This window comes from Rhodovulum sp. DZ06 (genome assembly GCF_050586345.1).
Taxonomy (GTDB): Bacteria; Pseudomonadota; Alphaproteobacteria; order Rhodobacterales; family Rhodobacteraceae; genus JBOCEF01.
The window spans coordinates 88,310-107,344 of record NZ_JBOCEF010000004.1 but is presented as its reverse complement, the minus strand read 5'-3'; the positions used below and the strand labels follow the sequence as shown (position 1 = coordinate 107,344).

Annotated in this window: 17 protein-coding genes; 8 read left to right on the top strand and 9 right to left on the bottom strand. The window is 70.8% G+C overall.

The window, feature by feature from the left end; all coding sequences use genetic code 11:
• The 6 genes from ACQ5SO_RS03315 to ACQ5SO_RS03290 all read left to right on the top strand — a co-directional run bounded on the left by ACQ5SO_RS03315 (nt 1) and on the right by ACQ5SO_RS03290 (nt 7,574).
• On the top strand, nt 1-873 hold the full coding sequence (locus ACQ5SO_RS03315) for an isocitrate lyase/PEP mutase family protein (RefSeq protein WP_430940149.1): 873 nt from the start codon (nt 1-3) through the stop codon (nt 871-873).
• Nucleotides 874-1,024: 151 nt separating this feature from the next.
• Nucleotides 1,025-2,890 carry a dihydroxy-acid dehydratase gene (ilvD, locus tag ACQ5SO_RS03310; RefSeq protein ID WP_430940148.1) on the top strand — a complete coding sequence of 622 codons (1,866 nt, stop codon included), beginning with the start codon at nt 1,025-1,027 and terminating at the stop codon, nt 2,888-2,890.
• Nucleotides 2,891-3,321: 431 nt separating this feature from the next.
• Nucleotides 3,322-4,311 (top strand): VOC family protein, encoded by a 990-nt coding sequence (locus ACQ5SO_RS03305; RefSeq protein ID WP_430940147.1) that lies wholly within the window; start codon nt 3,322-3,324, stop codon nt 4,309-4,311.
• Nucleotides 4,308-5,813: a bifunctional 3-(3-hydroxy-phenyl)propionate/3-hydroxycinnamic acid hydroxylase gene (locus tag ACQ5SO_RS03300; RefSeq protein ID WP_430940146.1), complete on the top strand. Its 1,506-nt coding sequence runs from the start codon at nt 4,308-4,310 to the stop codon at nt 5,811-5,813. Before ACQ5SO_RS03305 ends, ACQ5SO_RS03300 begins: the two co-directional genes overlap by 4 nt.
• Nucleotide 5,814: 1 nt before the next feature.
• Nucleotides 5,815-6,657, top strand: coding sequence for a fumarylacetoacetate hydrolase family protein (locus ACQ5SO_RS03295; protein ID WP_430940145.1), 843 nt, complete (start codon nt 5,815-5,817; stop codon nt 6,655-6,657).
• A gap of 35 nt (nt 6,658-6,692) precedes the next feature.
• Complete coding sequence (locus ACQ5SO_RS03290) at nt 6,693-7,574, top strand: DNA-binding transcriptional regulator (RefSeq protein ID WP_430940144.1); 882 nt, start codon at nt 6,693-6,695, stop codon at nt 7,572-7,574.
• A gap of 112 nt (nt 7,575-7,686) precedes the next feature.
• Here ACQ5SO_RS03290 and ACQ5SO_RS03285 read toward each other — a convergent pair whose 3' ends face one another.
• From ACQ5SO_RS03285 to ACQ5SO_RS03245, 9 genes are all read right to left on the bottom strand, one after another.
• On the bottom strand, nt 7,687-8,070 hold the full coding sequence (locus ACQ5SO_RS03285) for a cupin domain-containing protein (protein ID WP_430940143.1): 384 nt from the start codon (nt 8,068-8,070) through the stop codon (nt 7,687-7,689).
• Nucleotides 8,063-8,677 (bottom strand): cysteine hydrolase family protein, encoded by a 615-nt coding sequence (locus tag ACQ5SO_RS03280; RefSeq protein WP_430940142.1) that lies wholly within the window; start codon nt 8,675-8,677, stop codon nt 8,063-8,065. Before ACQ5SO_RS03280 ends, ACQ5SO_RS03285 begins: the two co-directional genes overlap by 8 nt.
• Before the next feature lie 62 nt (nt 8,678-8,739).
• A complete protein-coding gene (locus ACQ5SO_RS03275) occupies nt 8,740-10,263 on the bottom strand; it encodes an ABC transporter ATP-binding protein (protein ID WP_430940141.1) in 1,524 nt (507 codons plus the stop codon).
• Complete coding sequence (gene biuH, locus ACQ5SO_RS03270; protein WP_430940140.1) at nt 10,260-10,955, bottom strand: biuret amidohydrolase; 696 nt, start codon at nt 10,953-10,955, stop codon at nt 10,260-10,262. Before biuH ends, ACQ5SO_RS03275 begins: the two co-directional genes overlap by 4 nt.
• A complete protein-coding gene (locus ACQ5SO_RS03265; RefSeq protein ID WP_430940139.1) occupies nt 10,952-11,968 on the bottom strand; it encodes a formamidase in 1,017 nt (338 codons plus the stop codon). Before ACQ5SO_RS03265 ends, biuH begins: the two co-directional genes overlap by 4 nt.
• 25 nt (nt 11,969-11,993) lie before the next feature.
• Nucleotides 11,994-12,929 carry an ABC transporter permease gene (locus ACQ5SO_RS03260; protein ID WP_430940138.1) on the bottom strand — a complete coding sequence of 312 codons (936 nt, stop codon included), beginning with the start codon at nt 12,927-12,929 and terminating at the stop codon, nt 11,994-11,996.
• Nucleotides 12,929-14,038 carry an ABC transporter permease gene (locus ACQ5SO_RS03255; RefSeq protein ID WP_430940137.1) on the bottom strand — a complete coding sequence of 370 codons (1,110 nt, stop codon included), beginning with the start codon at nt 14,036-14,038 and terminating at the stop codon, nt 12,929-12,931. Before ACQ5SO_RS03255 ends, ACQ5SO_RS03260 begins: the two co-directional genes overlap by 1 nt.
• A 13-nt stretch (nt 14,039-14,051) precedes the next feature.
• Nucleotides 14,052-15,173, bottom strand: coding sequence for a BMP family ABC transporter substrate-binding protein (locus ACQ5SO_RS03250; RefSeq protein ID WP_430940136.1), 1,122 nt, complete (start codon nt 15,171-15,173; stop codon nt 14,052-14,054).
• 167 nt (nt 15,174-15,340) lie between these two features.
• Nucleotides 15,341-16,240 carry a LysR family transcriptional regulator gene (locus ACQ5SO_RS03245; RefSeq protein WP_430940135.1) on the bottom strand — a complete coding sequence of 300 codons (900 nt, stop codon included), beginning with the start codon at nt 16,238-16,240 and terminating at the stop codon, nt 15,341-15,343.
• 147 nt (nt 16,241-16,387) lie between these two features.
• Between ACQ5SO_RS03245 and ACQ5SO_RS03240 the strand changes: the two genes are divergently transcribed.
• Nucleotides 16,388-18,004 (top strand): ABC transporter substrate-binding protein, encoded by a 1,617-nt coding sequence (locus ACQ5SO_RS03240; RefSeq protein ID WP_430940134.1) that lies wholly within the window; start codon nt 16,388-16,390, stop codon nt 18,002-18,004.
• On the top strand, nt 18,004-19,023 hold the full coding sequence (locus ACQ5SO_RS03235) for an ABC transporter permease (protein ID WP_430940133.1): 1,020 nt from the start codon (nt 18,004-18,006) through the stop codon (nt 19,021-19,023). The genes ACQ5SO_RS03240 and ACQ5SO_RS03235 overlap by 1 nt, the downstream gene beginning before the upstream one ends.
• Nucleotides 19,024-19,035: the final 12 nt, after the last annotated feature.

Sequence of the window (19,035 nt, the reverse complement as noted above, 5' to 3'; positions counted from 1 at the left end):
ATGACCTCCGCCCCCGACGCGCTGCGCGCGCTGCTCGCCCAGCCCGGCATCCTGCCGATGCCCTGCTGCTTCGACCCGCTCTCGGCCAAGATGATCGAACAGGCGGGCTTCCCGCTGACCTTCATGTCCGGCTTCGCCGCCTCGGCCGCGCGGCTGGGGATGCCCGACACCGGCCTGATGTCCTATGCCGAGGTCGTCGACCAGGGCCGCAACATCTGCGACGCCGTCCGCTTCCCGGTGATCGGCGACGGCGACACCGGGTACGGCAACCCGATGAACGTCGCCCGCACCGTCCGCGGCTTCGCGAAGGCCGGTTTCGGCGCGGTGATGATCGAGGACCAGGTCTCCCCCAAGCGCTGCGGCCATGTCGCGGGCAAAGCCGTGGTGGGGCGCGAGGAAGCCGAGCTGCGCATCCGCGCCGCCGCCGATGCGCGCGCGGAAGAGGGCTCGGACATCCTGATCCTCGCCCGCACCGATGCGCGCCATGAGCACGGGCTGGCCGAGGCCATCCACCGCGCCCAGCGGTTCCGGGAGCTCGGGGCCGACATCCTCTTCGTCGAGGCCCCCCATTCGGTCGAGGAGATGCGCACCATCTGCGCCGAGGTGGACGGCCCGAACATGGCCAACATGGTCGAGGGCGGCGCCACCCCGGTCCTGCCCCCGGCCGAGCTCGGCGATATCGGCTACCGCATCGCCGCCTACCCGCTGACCCTGCTCGCCGCCTCGATGAAGGCCATGGCCGATACGCTCGAGGCGATGAAGACCGGGCTTCCGGCGGAAGACACGCTGATGCCCTTCGCCGACCTCAAGCGCCGCATCGGCTTCGAGGAGTATTTCGAGGCCGAGCGCAAATACGCGGTCGCGCGCGAGTAATCCCCCCGGGGGGCGGGTTTCGCCCCCCGAAAAGCCGCCCTGCGCCCGCGTTCCACGAATCGACGCGCCGCCCGCGGCTTGCTATACGCCCCCCAAAGACACGCACGCTGCGGCCCGCCCGAGTCCCGCCGCCAGCCCGAGGGAGACCCAGATGCCGTATTACCGTTCCCGCACCTCGACCCATGGCCGCAACATGGCCGGCGCCCGCGGCCTGTGGCGCGCCACCGGCATGAAGGACGATGATTTCGGCAAGCCGATCATCGCCATCGTCAACTCCTTCACCCAGTTCGTGCCCGGCCATGTCCACCTCAAGGACCTCGGCCAGATGGTGGCGCGCGAGGTCGAGAAGGCCGGCGGCGTCGCCAAGGAATTCAACACCATCGCGGTCGATGACGGCATCGCCATGGGCCATGACGGGATGCTCTACTCGCTCCCCTCGCGCGAGCTGATCGCCGACAGCACCGAGTACATGGTCAACGCCCACTGCGCCGACGCCATGGTCTGCATCTCGAACTGCGACAAGATCACCCCCGGCATGCTGATGGCCGCCATGCGCCTCAACATCCCCACCGTGTTCGTGTCCGGCGGGCCGATGGAAGCGGGCAAGGTCGTGCTCGACGGCAAGGAGGTCGCCCTCGACCTCGTCGACGCCATGGTCGCCGCCGCCGATGACAGCTACACGGACGAGCAGGTCTCGGCCATCGAGGCCGCCGCCTGCCCGACCTGCGGCTCCTGCTCGGGCATGTTCACCGCCAACTCGATGAACTGCCTGACCGAGGCGCTGGGCCTGTCGCTGCCGGGCAACGGCTCGACCCTCGCGACCCATGCCGACCGCAAGGGCCTGTTCCTGGAAGCGGGCCGCCTGATCGTCGAGATCACCCGGCGCTATTACGAGCAGGACGACGCCTCCGTCCTGCCGCGCTCCATCGCCTCCTTCGACGCGTTCGAGAACGCCATGTCCCTCGACATCGCCATGGGCGGGTCGACCAACACCGTGCTGCACCTGCTCGCCGCGGCGGTGGAGGGCGAGGTCGGCTTCACCATGGACGACATCGACCGGCTGTCCCGCAAGGTGCCCTGCCTGTGCAAGGTCGCGCCCGCCAAGAACGACGTGCACATGGAGGACGTCCACCGCGCCGGCGGCATCATGGCGATCCTCGGGGAACTCGACCGCGCGGGCCTTCTGCACCGCGACAACCCCACCGTCCATTCGCCCACCATCGGCGAGGCGATCGACCGCTGGGACATCCGCACCACCAACGCCCCCGAGGCGCGCGAGCTGTTCTCCGCCGCCCCCGGCGGCGTGCGCACGGAAGTCGCCTTCTCCCAGTCCCGCCGCTGGCAGGAATATGGCAAGGATCTGGACACCGACCGCACCTCCGGCGTGATCCGCGACAAGGAGAACGCGTTCTCCCAGGATGGCGGCCTCGCGGTCCTGTCGGGCAACATCGCCCTCGACGGCTGCATCGTGAAGACCGCGGGCGTGGATGAGAGCATCCTGGTCTTCTCCGGCCCCGCCAAGGTGTACGAGAGCCAGGACGACGCGGTCACCGCGATCCTGACCGGCAAGGTGGTCAAGGGCGACGTGGTCGTCATCCGCTACGAAGGCCCCCGCGGCGGCCCGGGGATGCAGGAGATGCTGTACCCGACGAGCTACCTGAAATCGAAGGGCCTCGGGAAGGACTGCGCGCTGATCACCGACGGGCGGTTCTCGGGCGGCACCTCGGGCCTGTCCATCGGCCATGCCTCGCCGGAAGCGGCCGAGGGCGGGACCATCGGGCTGGTGAAGGATGGCGACATGATCGACATCGACATCCCGGGCCGCACCATCAGCCTGCGCGTGTCGGAAGAGGAGCTTGCGACGCGCCGCGCGGCGGAAGAGGCCCGCGGCGCCGACGCCTGGTCCCCGGCCAAGCCGCGCAAGCGCAAGGTGTCGACGGCGCTGAAGGCCTACGCCGCCTTCGCCACCTCCGCCGCCAAGGGCGCGGTGCGCGACCTCGATGCGCTGAAGAAGTGATCTCGCGCCTTCGGGCGGCCCACGGGCGGCCCGAAGGCGGGATGATGCGGGGCGGAGGGGGAACCCTCCGCCCCGTTTGCATTTCGCGCCTCCGGGTCCCGCCGGGCGCCGCGGCGGCGCAGCCGACGCTCCGGCGGCGAACGGGGGCCTTGGCCCCCCTGAGCCGCCGGACACGCCCCCTCCCGGATCGGCGCCCCGCCCGGGTGCGGGCGGCCTCGGGGAGGGACAAGCCCCCCGCTCGCCCGCCCGCCCGCGCCCCCTCCACCGCCGCGCCCAGCGTCCCCCGCCGCGCCCGGCGCGGGGGGCTCCCCCACCCCGCGTCCGCCAGGCGGACGCCCCCGCCGCCGCGATCCCCCTCCGCCCCCGCCGCCGCTAGGGTGCCCGCGCATCCCCGGGACCGCCCCGGGACCGCAGGCAGGGAGAAACGCACCATGGCGATCACCGCGCTCGGCTATCTCGGGGTCCGCTCCGACAAGCTCTCCGACTGGACCGACTTCGCGGGCGGCCTCCTCGGGATGCAGGCCGTCGACCGCGGCGGCAAGGCCATGGCCTTCCGCATGGACGACCGGATGCAGCGCCTGCTGGTCTCGGACGAGCCCGGCGAAACCCTCGCCTTCATGGGGTGGGAGGTCGAGACCGCCGCCGACCTGCAAACCTTCGCCGCCCGCCTCTCGAACGCCGGCATCCCGGTCCACGAAGGACCCAGATCCCTCTGCGACCGCCGCTTCGTCGAGGCGCTGATCTGGTGCCACGACCCCGCCGGCAACCGGATCGAGCTGGTCCACGCCCCGATGATCGCCGCGGACCCGTTCCGCCCCGGCCGCCCCATCGGCGGCTTCAACACCGGCCCCCTCGGCATGGGCCACGCCGTGCTGCATGTCGAGGACACCGCCCCGATGCTGCCCTTCTACCGCGACCTGCTGGGCTTTCACGTCTCGGATTACGGCCTGACGCCCTATCCGCTCTGGTTCTTCCACGTCAACGGACGCCACCACTCCTTCGCCATGGTCGGCTCCGGCCAGCAGGGCTTCCACCACTTCATGGTCGAATTCTCGGGCCTCGACGATGTGGGCCAGGGCTACGACCTCGCGCTGCAGGAGGAGGGGCGCCTCGCCTACACGCTCGGCCGCCACACCAACGACTGGATGACCAGCTTCTACGCCAACTCCCCCTCCGGCTTCTTCGTCGAGAACGGCTGGGGCGGGCGCGTCATCGACCCGGCGACCTGGGAGCCGCACGAGACCCATGACGGCCCCTCCTTCTGGGGCCATGAACGCCTCTACCTGCCGGACGAGCCCGGCGGCCCGCGCGAAGCCCTGCGCGACATGCGCCTGAGCGCCGCCGCAAAGGGCATGCAGGCCCCGCCGATGGCCGAGTGCCCCTGGCTCTGGTCCGAACTCTCGAAAGGCGCCGCCCGATGAGCACCCCGGACACGCCCCTCCACGACGTCGCCATCATCGGCTACGGCCCCACCGGCGCGGCGCTGGCGCATCTGCTTTCAGCCTGCGGCCTCTCGGTCCTCGTCCTCGAACGCGAGGCCGCCGCCTGGCATCTCCCCCGCGCCGTCCATTTCGACGACGAGACCATGCGCATCCTGCAATGGTGCGGCGCGGCGGAGGAGATGGAGCCCCTCACCCACCGCTCCCCCGGCATGAAATTCGTGGACGGCGCCGGCGCGCTCCTCCTCGACTGGCCCCGCCCCGAGGGCCGCGGCCCGCTCGGCTGGCGCGCCAGCCACCGCTTCCACCAGCCGGATCTCGAGCGCGTCCTGCGCGCCGCCATGAGCGGCCGGAAGACGGTGACCCTCCGCCCCCGCTGCGACGTCTTCATGCTCGAGGACCGCGGCGACCACGTGGAATTGCGGTGGGAGGACACCTCCCGCGGCAAGATCGAGCGCGCCCGCGCCCGCTACGTGGTCGGCTGCGACGGCGCCCGCTCCCTCGTCCGCCGCTTCATCGAGACCGGGATGGAAGACCTCGGCTTCCACGAACGCTGGCTGGTGGTGGACGTGATCCTCAACGAAGACCTGCCGCGCCTCGGCGACCATTCCATCCAGCACTGCACCCCGCCGCGCCCCAGCACCTATGTGCGCTGCCCCGGCAAGCGGCGGCGGTGGGAGATCACGCTGCTCCCGGGCGAGGACCCGGCCGAGATGACCCGCCCCGAAAACGTCTGGCCGTTGATCGCCGACTGGATCACCCCCGGGGACGCCCGGATCGAGCGCGCCGCGGTCTACACCTTCCATTCGCTGGTGGCCCGGGACTGGCGCCGCGGGCGGCTGCTGCTGGCCGGGGATTCCTGCCACCAGACCCCGCCCTTCATGGGCCAGGGCCTCTGCGCCGGGATGCGCGACGCGGCGGACCTCTACTGGAAGCTCGCCACAATCTGCCGCGGCGACGCGCCCGACGCGCTGCTGGGCACCTACACCGCCGACCGGCGGCCCAACGCCGTGGCCTATGTCCAGAAGGCGGTGGACCTCGGCAAGCTCATCAACGCTTCCGACCCCGGCGCGGCCCTGCGCGGCGCCTTCCTCGGCCCGGACGGCGCCCCGAAGATGGAGAGCATCGCGCCCCCCCTCGGCCCCGGCCTTGCGAGCGGTCCCCTCTCCGGGCGCCTGTTCGGCCAGCCGCGCCTCGCCGACGGGCGGCTGATGGATGACGCCTTCGCCCATCGCTGGGTCCTCGTCGCCGATGCCGCGCTGGCGGCGGAGGCCCGCATTCCCCCGGGCCTGGCCCTGCTGACCGCGGCCGAGGCCCCGGACCTGCCCGATCACCTCTCCCGCCTCGGCGCCCGCGCGGCGCTGCTGCGCCCCGACCGCCGCGTGCTCGACACCGCGGAGGACGCTTCAGGGCTGGCGGCGCTCGCCGCCCGCGCCCTGCCTGACCCCATCGGCGCCCCGGCGCCCCTTTCGAAAGCCATCTGACATGAAGCTCTGCTCCTTCGCCCACCAGGGCCGCGCCGCCTGGGGTCTCGTGACCGACGGCGGCATCGTCGACGCCTCCGCCCGCCTGCCGCAGAAGACCCTGCGCGCGTTCCTCGAGGCCGGCGACATGTCCGCCGCCGCCGCGCTGGCCGCACAAACCCCCGACCTCGCCTTCGACGCCGCCGCGCACCTGCCGGTGATCCCCGACCCGGACAAGATCATCTGCGTCGGCCTCAACTATCACGACCACATCCAGGAGACGGGGCGCGAGGAGACGCCGAACCCCGTCCTCTTCGCCCGCTTCGCAGGCTCCCAGGTCGGCCATGGCGCGCCGCTGGTCCGCCCGCCGGAATCCGAGAAATTCGACTACGAGGGCGAGCTGGCGGTGATCATCGGCAAGGGCGGCCGCCGCATCGCCGAGGCCGACGCGCTGGGCCACGTGGCGGGCTACGCCTGCTACAATGACGGCTCGATCCGCGACTGGCAGCGGCACACCCACCAGTTCCTGCCGGGCAAGACCTTCGCCGGGACCGGCGGCTTCGGCCCCTGGATGGTGACGGCGGACGAGATCCCCGATCCCGCCGCCCTGCACCTGTCCACGCGGATCAACGGCGAGGTGGTGCAGGACGCGGACGTGTCGCTGATGATCGCCTCGGTCCCGCGGCTGATCTCCTATTGCTCGACCATCCTGCCGCTTCTGCCCGGCGACGTGATCGTGGCCGGCACCCCCGGCGGCGTCGGCGCCAAGCGCAATCCGCCGCTGTGGATGAAGGCCGGGGACGTGGCCGAGGTGGAGATTTCCGGCATCGGCGTGCTCAGGAACCCTGTGGTGGACGAGGCCTGAATGCGCCAGACTGCGCATATGAGCATGGAACGCGCATGAGCGGGGCGAAGGACGCCCCCGGGATCGCCGCGGCGATGGGACAGGGGCCGGGGCCGGACGACGCGGCCCCCGTCCACACCCCTGCGCCCGCCTCCGCATCCCGCAAACCCGGCTCGGTCCGGGCGCTGACCCGCGGCCTCGCGGTGCTGCGCCATGTCAACGGCGCCGGGGCCGCCCGGCCCGCCGACATCGCCCGCGCGCTGGGCCTGCCGCGGCCCACCGTCCACCGGCTGGTGGATACGCTGGAGGAGGAGGGCTACCTCGCCCGCTCCGCCACCGGGGCGGAAGTCCGCGTCACCCGCCGCGCCGCCGCGCTCGGCGACGGGTTCGCCCGCGACGGCGCGCTGCTGCAATCCGCCGGGCCGGTCTTCGCCCAGTGGGGCGCGCGGCTGGTCTGGCCGCTCGACCTCACGGTCTATGACGACGCGGCGATGGTGGTGCAGGAGACGACCCATGGCCGCTCGCCCCTCTCCATCGACCGGGCGATGAGCGGCTACCGCCTGCCGATGCTGCGCACCTCGGCCGGGCGGGCCTATCTCGCGTTCTGCGACGCGGCCGAGCGGGAGGCGATCCTCGCGCACCTGCGGCGGCTGGGCGACCCGGCGGACGCGCCGTTCCTGGACCCGGCCTGGCTGTCGCGGCTGCTGGCGGACACGCGGGCGCGGGGCCTCGCGCTGCGCGACGCGGGCGAGTTCCGGCCGCAGACGGCCTCCATCGCCGCGCCGGTCCTCTCGCCCCGCGGGGTGCTGGGCTGCGTGTCGATGATCTGGATCCGCCGGGCGATGACGGGGCCGGAGGCGGTGGACCGCCACGGCGCGCAGCTTCGCGACGTCGCCGCGGCGCTGGCGGCGGCGGCCGAGGCGGCGCAGGACGGGTAGGGCGGGCGCCTTCGCCCGCCAGTCTGCGCGGGGGGGCGGCCGTCGTCGGGGGGCCAGGGCCCCCGCTCCTCCGCCCGCGCCACGCGGGGCGTGGCGGGCGCCCGGCCCGCGATCAGAGAAACCGCACCGGCTTCTCCCACTGTATCAGCACCACGCAGCCCGGGTCGGACCACACCGAATGCACCGTCCCGGCGGGGTTCAGCACCAGCGCCCCGGTCTCATAGGTCCCGTTCTCATCCGACTGGGCGCCCGAGAGCACCAGGATCGTCTCCAGCCCCTCGTGCACATGCTTCGGCGCCGCCGCGCCGGGCGCGTAGCGCAAGAGCGCCACGGCGGGGTCGGCGGCGCGGATGCGGTGGATCTCGATCCCCGGCTTGAACGGCTCGAACGGCAGGGCGTCCCAGCCCCCGGCCAGGAGGGCGGGAAGCGCCAGCGGCGCGGTCTCCGCCCCGCCGGGTCCGGCGGCGGCGGGCGCGTCGGTTTCGGGATCAGCCATCGAGGGCCTCCTCGAACTGCGCCGCCGTCGCCGTCCAGCCGACGATCCCGCCCTGGGCGCGGATCATCGCCAGCGCGGCGGCCTTGAACTCGGGGAAATAGCTTTCGGTCGCGTCCTCGATCAGCACGCAGTCGAAGCCGCGGTCATTCGCCTCGCGCATCGTGGTCTGCACGCAGACCTCGGTCGTGACCCCCGCGAACACGAGGAACCGGATGCCGAGCGCATCCAGCACCCCCGCCAGGTCCGTGCCGTAGAACGCGCCCTTGCCCGGCTTGTCGATCACCGTCTCGCCGGGCAGGGGGGCGAGGGCGGGGATGATCTCGGCCCCCGGTTCCCCCGCCACCAGGATGCGCCCCATCGGCCCGGGATCGCCGATCCGAAGGGCGGGCGCCCCGCGATCCCGCTTGGCCGAGGGCAGGTCCGACAGGTCCGGGCGGTGGCATTCGCGGGTGTGGATCACCGGCAGCCCCGCCCTGCGCGCCGCCGCCAGCAGCCGGGCGCAGGGGGCCACGGCGGCCTGCAGCAGCGAGACGTCGTTGCCCAGCGTCTCGCCGAAGCCGCCCGGCTCGATGAAATCGCGCTGCATGTCGATGACGATGACCGCCATGCGCGCCGGATCGAAGGGAAAGGCGAACGGGAGAGCGCCGGGGATTTCCCGCGAGGGCGCCATCACGCGTGACCCCCCATGTGCCGCCCGATCTCGGCCCGGTCGGTCTCCGCCGCGGCGGCCTCGTGCACGATCCGCCCCTCGGACATCACCAGCACCCGGTCGGCCAGCTCCATGATCTCGTCGAGGTCTTCCGACATCAGCAGCACCGCCGCCCCGTCATTGCGCGCCGCCATGATCCGCGCCCGGATCTCGGCCACCGCGGTGAAATCCAGCCCGAAACAGGGGTTCGAGACCACCAGCAGGTCCACGTCCCCCGTCAGCTCCCGCGCCAGCACCGCGCGCTGGACATTGCCCCCCGACAGCGCCGCGATGGGGGTGGAGAGGCTGGCCGTCTTCACCTTGAACGCGGCCACCAGCTCCGCCGCCTTGCCGCGCATCTCCCGCCCCGACAGCCAGAACCGGGTCCCGGCGCCGTTCAGATCGAAGCTGCGGAAGGCGATGTTCTCGGTCACGCTCATCTTCGGGGCGCAGGCGTTTTTCAAAGGCTCTTCAGGCAGGTAGCGGACCTTCAGGTCCCGCGCCTCGGCCCGCTTCGCCCCGTAGGGCGCGCCCTTCACCCGCATCTCCCCGGTCTCCAGCGGGCGCTGACCGGTGAGCATCTCCATCAACTCCATCTGCCCGTTGCCGGAGATCCCCGCGATGCCGACGATCTCCCCCGCCTTCACCTCCAGCGCGTCGATGGAAATGTCCTTGAGGCCCGAGCGATCCCGCGCCCGCGCCCCGGACAGGGACAGCACCGCGGGGCCGGGCACGCCGCTGCGGGGGGCAGGGGCGGCGAGCTCCGCGTCCCCCATCATCATCCGCGCCATGTCCTCGTGGGACAGCTCCGCGACCCGCCCGGTCCCGGCCAGCTTCCCCCGCCGCAGGACCGAGACGTCGTCGGCATAGGCCGTCACCTCGCGGAACTTGTGGGTGATCATCAGCACCGTGATCCGCCCCGCCTTGCACAGCGCCGAGACATGGCCCAGCACCTCGTCCGCCTCGTCCGGGGTCAGCACCGAGGTCGGCTCGTCCAGGATCAGGAACCGGCGGCCAAGATAGAGCTGCTTGAGGATCTCGAGCTTCTGCTTCTCGCCCGCCGCCAGCTGCGCCACGGGGCGATCCAGCGGCACGGCGAAGGGCATCCGGGCCATGAATTCGGCCAGCGCGGCCCGTTCGCGGCGCCAGTCGATGACCTTCGGCGCATCCTCGCGGCTGATCACCAGGTTCTCGGCCGCGGTCAGCGACGGGACCAGGGTGAAATGCTGGTAGACCATCCCGAGGCCGAGCGCATGGGCCGCCCGCGGGTCCGGCACATGCGCCTCCTTCCCGCCGACCAGAAGGTCGCCCTCGGTCGCGTGATAAAAGCCCATCATGCATTTCACGAGGGTCGATTTCCCGGCCCCGTTCTCGCCCAGCAGGGCGTGGAAGCTGCCGGGGCGCACCATGATCGACACGTCGTCGAGGGCGGTGAAGCCGCCGAACCGCATGGTCATGCCCGCGGTTTCGACCCCCAGCGCGCCGGTGGGCAGGGCGCCCTTCATTCCGCCGCCTCGGCGGCCGAGACCGCGGCGATCAGCATGGCGCTGTCGCCCACGGCGCCGAACACGCCCCCTTGCATGGTCACCATCTTCAGCGCCGCGTCGTGGTTGCCCTTGTCGGTCGCCCCGCAGCAATCCTCCAGCACCACGCATTCGAAGCCGCGGTCATTCGCCTCGCGCATCGTGGTCGACACGCACACATCCGTGGTGATGCCGCAGATGGCCAGGTTCTCGATCCCCTTCGTGCGCAGGATCATCTCGAGGTCCGTGGCGCAGAAGCTGCCCTTGCCGGGCTTGTCGATGATGATCTCGCCGGGCTCGGGATAAAGCTCCTCGATGATGTCCCAGCCGGGCTCGCCACGCACCAGGATCTTGCCGCAGGGGCCGGGGTCGCCGATCCCCGCGCCGATCTGGCGGGACCGCCAGCGCTTGTTGGCGGGCAGGTCCGACAGGTCCGGGCGGTGGCCCTCGCGGGTGTGGATGATCGTGGCGCCCCAGGCGCGCATGGCGGCCAGCGTGGCCTTGATCGGCTCGATCGGCGCGCGGGTGAGGCTCAGGTCATAGCCCATCGCGTCCACGTAGCCGCCCTTGCCGCAAAAATCCGTCTGCATGTCGATGACGATCAGCGCGGTGTTTTCCGGGCGCAGGTCGCCGTTCCAGGGCCAGGGATAGGGATTGGAGGGCAGGGTGGTCATTCCGCCGCCTCCTGCGATTTCTCGCCGAACAGGCGCGTGGGGGCCGGGAAGCCCTCGCCCGTGCCGTCGGTGATCTTGACCGTATCCTCCCAGGGCAGGCGGTATTTCCCGGCGGCGAGGTCGGTCATGTAGGTATAGGGGCAGTCCTGCGCGCCGCCCTTCACGGCGACATAGCCGCGGTGGCCGAACTGGTAGGGGTTGTTCTCCACGCCCCAGTTGGCCCGCGCCTCGCGCACCAGGTCGGGGCGGACCTCGGCGGTGATGATCTCGTCGACCCGGCCCGAGGTTCCGTGCGCGATGATCGTGCCGTCGAAATTGACGATCATCCCCTCGCCCATCGAATCGAAGGTGCCGTCCGAGCCGCACATGCACACGTTCGCCGTGACCATCAGGTTGCAGAAGCTGTTGGACTGGTTGGTGAACTGCCAGCTCTGCCGGATCGGCGCGGTGTAGCCCGCGGTGCGGATCATGATCTCGGCGCCCTTGTAGGCCGCCTCGCGCGCCATTTCGGGGAACATGCCGTCATGGCAGATGATCAGCCCCAGCTTGCAGCCGTTCGGGCCGTCGCAGACGGGGATGCCCTGGTCGCCCGGCTCCCACGGCTCCACCGGCACCCAGGGGTGCATCTTGCGGTAATAGAGCTGGATCTCCCCCGCATCGTCGATGATCAGGCCCGAGTTATAGGGCATCCCGCCGGGGTTCAGCTCCATGATGCTGAAACAGCCCCAGATCCTGTTGTCCACGCAGGCCTGCTTGAAGGCCGCGACCTCGGGGCCGTCCAGCGTGCACATGATCTCGGGGTTGGTGTCCATCGACAGCCCGTGCAGCGCGTATTCGGGGAAGACCACCAGGTCCATCGTCCCGAGATTGCGGCGCGCCTTGCCGACCAGCTCCACGATCCGCGCCGTCTGCGCCGCGAGGTCGGCCTTGGTCTTCACGTCGGGAAGCTGCAGCTGCACGCAGCCGATCACCACGCCGTTTTCGGATTTGTTGAGACCGCCCAAACCGTTCATTGGATCACTCCGTTCATCAGATGGCTCACTTGGTGATGGAAAGCTCGCCCGGCGCGCCGGTCATGGCGCGGGTCGGCGAGGAGGTTGCGATCAGCACGCCCAGCGTCAGCACGTAGGGCGCGGCGTAAAACAGGTAGTAGCCCTCGGACACGCCCACCGATTGCAGCGCGGGGCCGAGCGCCCCGGCGCCGCCGAACAGGATCGCCGCGCCGAAGCAGGCGATGGGGTTCCAGCGGGCGAAGATCACGAGGGCGACGGCCATCAGGCCCTGGCCGGAGGAGATGCCCTCGTTCCACGAGCCGGGGTAGTAGAGCGACAGGTACGCCCCCCCGACCCCGGCGAAGGCCCCGCCCGCGGCGGTGGCCAGCGTGCGGATCACGGCCGGGCGCAGGCCCATGGCGCGGGCCGCGTCGGTGGAATCGCCCGCCACCCGGATGGTCAGGCCCACCCTCGTGCTGCGGAACATCCACCACAGCGCCGCCGCCAGCGCGGCGCCGACAAGGAACAGCACGTTGACCCGCAGCGCCGCCTGCACCTGCGGCAGCTCGGACCACCAACCCAGCGGAATCGCCGGAAGATCCGGCGCCACCGGCTGGATGTACGGTTTGCCGAAGAAGAACGCCAAGCCCATCCCCAGCAGCATCAGCGCGATGCCGATGGCGATGTCGTTGACCTTGGGGATCGAACAGATCGCCCCGTGCAGCAGCCCGAACAGTGATCCGGCGATCGCCGCAGCCAGCACGCCGAGCCACGGAGACCCGGTCTCCACCGCCAGCGCGTAGCCGGCCATGGCGCCGAACACCAGCGTGCCCTCGAGGCCCAGATTGATCCGCCCCGAGCGTTCCGTCAGCACCTCGCCCAATGACACGAACAGGAACGGCGTCGACACCCGGATCGCGCCGCCGAGGATGGCGATGGGAATGGCCCAGAGGCCCAGGTCCTGGCCGAGTTCGCTTTCCATCATTTCCCCCAGCGTTCAGGCGCGAAGATCTTGAAGCGGCCGTAAGCCGTGTCGGCGATCAGGATCGCCACGAAGACGAAGCCCTGCAGGACCAGCACCGTCGCGTCCGGCAGGTCCATGCGCCGCTGCACCAGCCCGGAAGAGGCCTCGAACCCCGCCAGCAGGATCGCCACCGGGATGATCGCCAGCGGGTTATGCCGCGCCAGGAACGCGATCAGGATGCCGGTATAGCCATAGCCCGAGGCCAGCGAGCCATTGGCCGAGCCATGCACCGCCGCCACCTCGAACGCCCCCGCAAGACCCGCGAAAGCCCCCCCGAGCGCGCAGAACCCGACGATCAGCCGCCCCACCGGCAGCCCCTGCACCTGCGCCGCGCGCACGTTGCCGCCCGCGACCCGCGCCGCGAAGCCCCAGGTGGTCCGGTCGATCAGAACCCAGGCCAGCACGCAGCCGACCACGCCCGCCGCCAGCCCCCAATGCACGTCCATCCCCGGCAGCGCGCCGATCTTCAGCTGATCCGCCAGCGGCGCGGTGGAGGGCTTGTTGAGGCTCGCGGGGTCGCGCAGCGGCCCCTCGACCAGGTGGTTCATCAAGGCGATGGCGATATAGGCCATCAGCAGGCTCGCGATGGTCTCGTTCACGCCGCGATAGTGGCGCAGCGCGCCCACGGCGCCGATCCAGGCGCCCCCGGCCAGCGCCGCGCCGATCATCATCAGCGGAATGCCCACCGCCCCCGGCGCCCCGGCCAGCGGCCCGGCCAGCGCGCCCGCGGCCACGCCGCCCAGCACGATGGCGCCCTCGCCGCCGATCACCGTCAGCCCCAGCCGCGCCGGCAGCGCGACGCAGAGCGCGGCCAGCAGCAGCGGCGCCGCCCGGCTCAGCGTGTTCTGCCAGCTGAACGCCGTGCCGAACCCCGCCTTGTAGACCAGCGCGTAGAAATCCACCGGGGATTTCCCCAGCGCCAGCAGGAACAGCGAGAACGCCGCCAGCCCCGCCAGCAGCGCGCAAAGCGGGATGACCAGCGCCTCGGACCGGCGGGCGAAGGCGGCGAGAACGCCGTCCTCCGCCGCCAGCCCGCGCGGGGCCCCCGCGGTATCGACCGAGGTCATCCCGCAGCCCCGATCAGGAGGTCGAGCCGATCACGCCCTCGACCAGGTAATCCATGGACTCGAGCGCGATGTCGCTCTCCACGAACTCCTGCCCCGCGGTCGCGATGACATTGCCCTTGTTGTCGTTGAGCGGCCCCTTGATGACCGAGAAGCCGCCCTTCTCGATCACCGCCTTGGCGTCCATGAACTGGGCGCGGGCGGCGCCCGAGACGGCGGGGCCCAGCGGCGACATCTTGATGAACCCGTCGGCGAGACCGCCGCGCACGAAGTTCGGGATCGTCCCGCCCTCCTGCACCGTCTTGACCATGCCGGTATAGACGCCCGCCCAGTTCCACTCGGCGCCCGTCAGGTATTTCTCCGGCGCCAGCGGCGACTGGTTGGCGTGGTAGCCGCAGATGAAGCAGTCGCGGCCCGCCGCCGTCTCCATCACCACCTTCGGGCCGTCCACGTGGCAGGTGATCACGTCGCAGCCCGCATCGGCCAGCGCGTTGGTGGCCTCGGCCTCCTTCACCGCCAGCGACCATTCGCCGGTGAAGATCACCTGGCAGGTGATCTCCGGGTCCACCGCCCGGGCGCCCAGCAGGAACGAGTTGATGTTCAGCAGCACCTGCGGGATCGGCTTGGCCGCGACGAAGCCGATCTTCTTGGTCTTCGTGGCGTGACCCGCGGTGATGCCGTTCAGGTACTGGCCCATGCCGATATACCCGAAGTAGGAGCCGACATTCATCGGGTGCTTGTCCGCCGACCACAGGCCCGCGGCGTGCTGGAAGCGCACGTCGGGGTATTTCGGCGCGACGGTCAGGATATGCGGGTCGAAATAGCCGAACGAGGTCGGGAACAGCAGCTGCGCGCCGTCGAAGTTGATCATCGATTCCATGGACTTCTGCACGTCCACGGTCTCGGCCACGTTCTCTTCCTCGACCACCGTCACGCCCGGCAGCGCCTTCACCGCCGCGGCGCCCTCGGCATGGGCCTGGTTGTAGCCGAAGTCGTCCTTCGGCCCGACATAGATGAAGCCGACGGTCAGGTCCCCGGCGGCCGAAGCGCGGCGGGTCGAGAGGCCGGTGGCGGAGGCGGCGGCAAGGGCGGCGCCGCCCATCAGGACGCCACGGCGGGACAGGGAGGGAAGTTTCATCACGGGTCTCCTCGGCTCGGGCGCCTGCGTGCTGCGGCGCAACCAAAATCGCGAGGAAAAGCGTGGGGGAGCGGAGCGCTATTGTCTTCTGCTCAGTTTTCAGCGGAGCGGTGCATTTTTTGCAACGCTCGCGCCCGGGCCGCCCGGACGGGCCGGGCGCCGCCGCGTCAGCCGCGCAGCCCGGACAGCGCCGCCGCCACCTGCCGCGCAAAGCGGATCGACGCGACCGGCAGCGCCCGGCCGCGCAGCTGCCCCAGCAGCAATTCGCCCTTGGCCACGTCCTTTTCCGACAGCGGCGCGAAGGCGATGTCCGGCTGGCGGGAGATGTCGAGGCCGATGGGGATCTGGAACCCCACCCCCTGCCCGAAAGCGGCGTGATAGCGGATCATCTCGAAGCTCTCGGTCTCCACCGCCGGTTCCAGCACCCGCCCGATCCGCTTGGCCGCGCGGTCCAGCAGGAACCGCACGCCATAGCGCGCCCCCGGCAGGATCAGGTCGTAATCGAGGCAGTCGCGCAGGCGCAGCTCGCGCCGCCCCGCCAGCGGATGCGCCGCCGACATCACCGCGCAGACCGGCTGCGCGGCGGCGTGGATCACCTCGAAATCCACCATGTGCGCCGGTTCGAACACCAGCGCGAGGTCGCTCTCGAAATTCACCAGGTCCTGTTCGGCCTGCACCCGGTCGCGCACCCGCACGTCGAAGGTCACGCCGGGGTGGTCGCGCCGGTAGATCGCGATCTGGCGCGGCAGGAAATAGGGCAGCAGCGCCTGGCTGCACGCGATCGACACGTGCCCCCGCCGCACCCCCGACAGGTCCGCCACCTGGCTGCGCACCCGCGCCATGTCGCTGCGCTGGGCGCGGATATGGTGCAGCAGAAGCTCCCCCGCCGGGTTCAGCCGCATCCCGCGCGGCAGCCGCTCGAAGATCTCGGTCCCGAACTCCTCCTCGAAGCCCTGGATCCGGCGGTTGAGGGCCGAGGCCGTCATGTTGATGTCCTCGGCCGCCTTGCGGATCGAGCCCGCCCGGGTGACCGCCTCGATCATGTCGTAGATCTTCAGGTGTCGCATCTCCGCCCCCGACCGTTCGAATTTTTGCATCGGTTCTGTGAAATCATAGCACTGGATGCGAACGCAAGTCCCGGTCCACGCTCTGCCTCGACCGTTTCGCCCGCCGTCCCGTGCCCGGCAGGCCCCCGCGACAGGAGAGAGACCGCCATGACCCGCCCCACCCGCCGAGACTTCCTGAAAACCGCCGCGGGCGCCGCCGCGGCGCTGCCGTTCCTCAAGGTCCTGCCCGCCGCCGCCGCCTCGGGCGACGTGCTGGTGGTGGTGTCGGGCCAGACCATCAACAGCCTCGACCTGCACCGCACCGGCACCAACCGCCCCTCCTACCAGGTCTCGGTCAACTGCTATGACCGGCTGGTCAGCTTCGGCGCCAAGGAAGCGCCGGGCGGCGGCTTCTCCTACGATTATTCCGAGATCGTCCCCGAGCTGGCCGAAAGCTGGTCCGTCTCCGATGACGGCCTCGTCATCACCTTCAAGCTCAAGCCGGGCGCCACCTTCTGGGACGGCAAGAAGGTGACGGCCGAGGACGTGAAATGGTCCTTCGACCGCGCCGTCTCGGTCGGCGGCTTCCCCACCGTGCAGATGAAGGCGGGCGGGCTGATCCGCCCCGACCAGTTCGCCGCGGTGGACGAGGAGACCTTCACCGTCACCCTCGACAAGCCCTCCAAGCTGTCGATCCCCGACCTCGCCGTCCCCGTCCCCTTCATCATCAACTCCGCCGTCGCCAAGGCCAACGCCACCGCCGAGGATCCCTGGGCGATGGAGTACCTGCACAAGACCCCCGCGGGCTCCGGCGCCTACAAGGTGCTGCGCTGGGACCAGGGCCAGCAGCTGGTCTATGAGCGCAACGATTCCTGGGTCGGCGGCCCCCTCCCGGCCTACAAGCGCGTGGTGGTGCGCGAGGCGCCGTCCCCCGCCACCCGCCGCGCGCTGATCGAGCGCGGCGACGTGCAGATGTCCTTCAACATCCCCAACAAGGACGCGGCCGAGCTCGACGCCAACCCGAAGGTCGACGTCTACTCGACGCCGATCGAGAACTGCATCCACTGCCTCTGCCCGAACTTCAGCTTCGAGCCGTTCCAGGACGCCAATGTCCGCAAGGCGCTGGCCTATGCCATCCCCTACGAGGCGATCTTCCAGACCGCCGCTTACGGCCGCGGCGCCCCGATGTGGGGCCCGGCCGAGGGCTATGACGAGCTGGCCTGGCCGCGCCCCTCGGGCTATGCCGAGGACCTGGAAAAGGCCAAGGAATTCATGGCCATGTCCGGGTACAAGGACGGGTTCGAAGTCCCGCTCTCGATCTCCCTCGGCCTCGCCGACTGGATGGAGCCGACCGCGCTGCTGTGCCAGGAGGCCTTCGCGAAGATCGGCATCAAGACCACCATCGAGAAGATCCCCGGCGCCAACTGGCGCACCGCCGCGCTGGTGGAAAAGCGCCTGCCGCTGCATCTCGAGAATTTCGGCGGCTGGCTGAACACCCCCGATTACTATTTCTTCTGGGCCTACAAGAAGGGGCACCTGTTCAACTCCTCGAACTACTCGGTGCCGGAGATGGAGCAGCTCGTCGACGACACGCTCCACATCCCGATGGACGACCCGGCCTACGCGCCGAACATCAAGCGCATGTTCCAGATGGCGTTCGAGGACCTGCCGCGCATCCCGCTCTGGCAGCCCGCGCTGAACGTCGCCATGACCGGCGCCGAGGGCTACGAGTTCTGGTTCCACCGCCAGCTCGACGTGCGCCCGATCCGGCCGGTGTCGGCCTGATGCCGACGCGCCTGAAACTGGTCCTGGGCCGCCTGGCCCAGGCCGTGCCGGTCGCCTTCGGCGTGGTGCTGATCAGCTTTTTGCTGACCCGCGCCCTGCCGGGCGATCCGGCGGCCTATTTCGCCGGTCCCGCGGCGGATGAGGCCTCCATCGCCGAGATCCGCGCCGCCCTCGGCCTCGACCAGCCGCTGCCGGTGCAGTTCCTGTCCTACCTGTCGGACCTCGCGCGCGGGGACCTCGGGCAATCGCTGTCGACCGGCCAGCCGGTGGCGCAGGACCTCGCCGCGCGCCTGCCCGCGTCGCTGGAACTGACGCTCTGCGCGCTGCTGCTCTCCTGCCTCGTGGCGCTGCCGCTGGGCGTGGCGGCGGCGACGCGGCCGGGCAGCTGGATCGACCATGCCTGCCGGGTGCTGGTGACGGCGGGCGTGTCGCTGCCGACCTTCTTCACCGGGATCGTGCTGGTCTACGTGTTCTACTACCTGCTGGGGATCGCGCCCTCGCCGCTCGGGCGGCTCGACTTCATGCACCTGCCCCCCGATCCGGTCACGGGCTTCTACCTTATCGACGCCGCCGTCGCGGGCGATTGGGCGGCCTGGCGCGGCGCGCTGGCGCAGCTGGCGCTGCCCGCGATCACCCTGGCGCTGTTCACCCTGGCGCCCATCGCGCGGATGACCCGGGCGGCGATGCTCTCGGCCCTGTCATCGGACTTCATCCGCACCGCGCGGGCCGCGGGCCTGACCCGGCGCAAGGTCCTCTGGGGCTACGGGCTGCGCAACGCGCTGCTGCCGGTGGTGACCACGCTGGGCATGGTGTTTTCGTTCAGCCTCGGCGCCAACGTGCTGGTCGAAAAGGTGTTTTCCTGGCCCGGCATCGGCTCTTACGCGGTCGAGGCGCTGGTGGTCTCGGACTACGCCGCCGTGCAGGGCTTCGTGCTGGCGATGGCGCTTCTCTTCGTGGCGCTGAACCTGGTGGTGGATCTCGCCTATGCGCTGATCGACCCGCGGATCGGGCTGAACTGATGGCGGAGATCG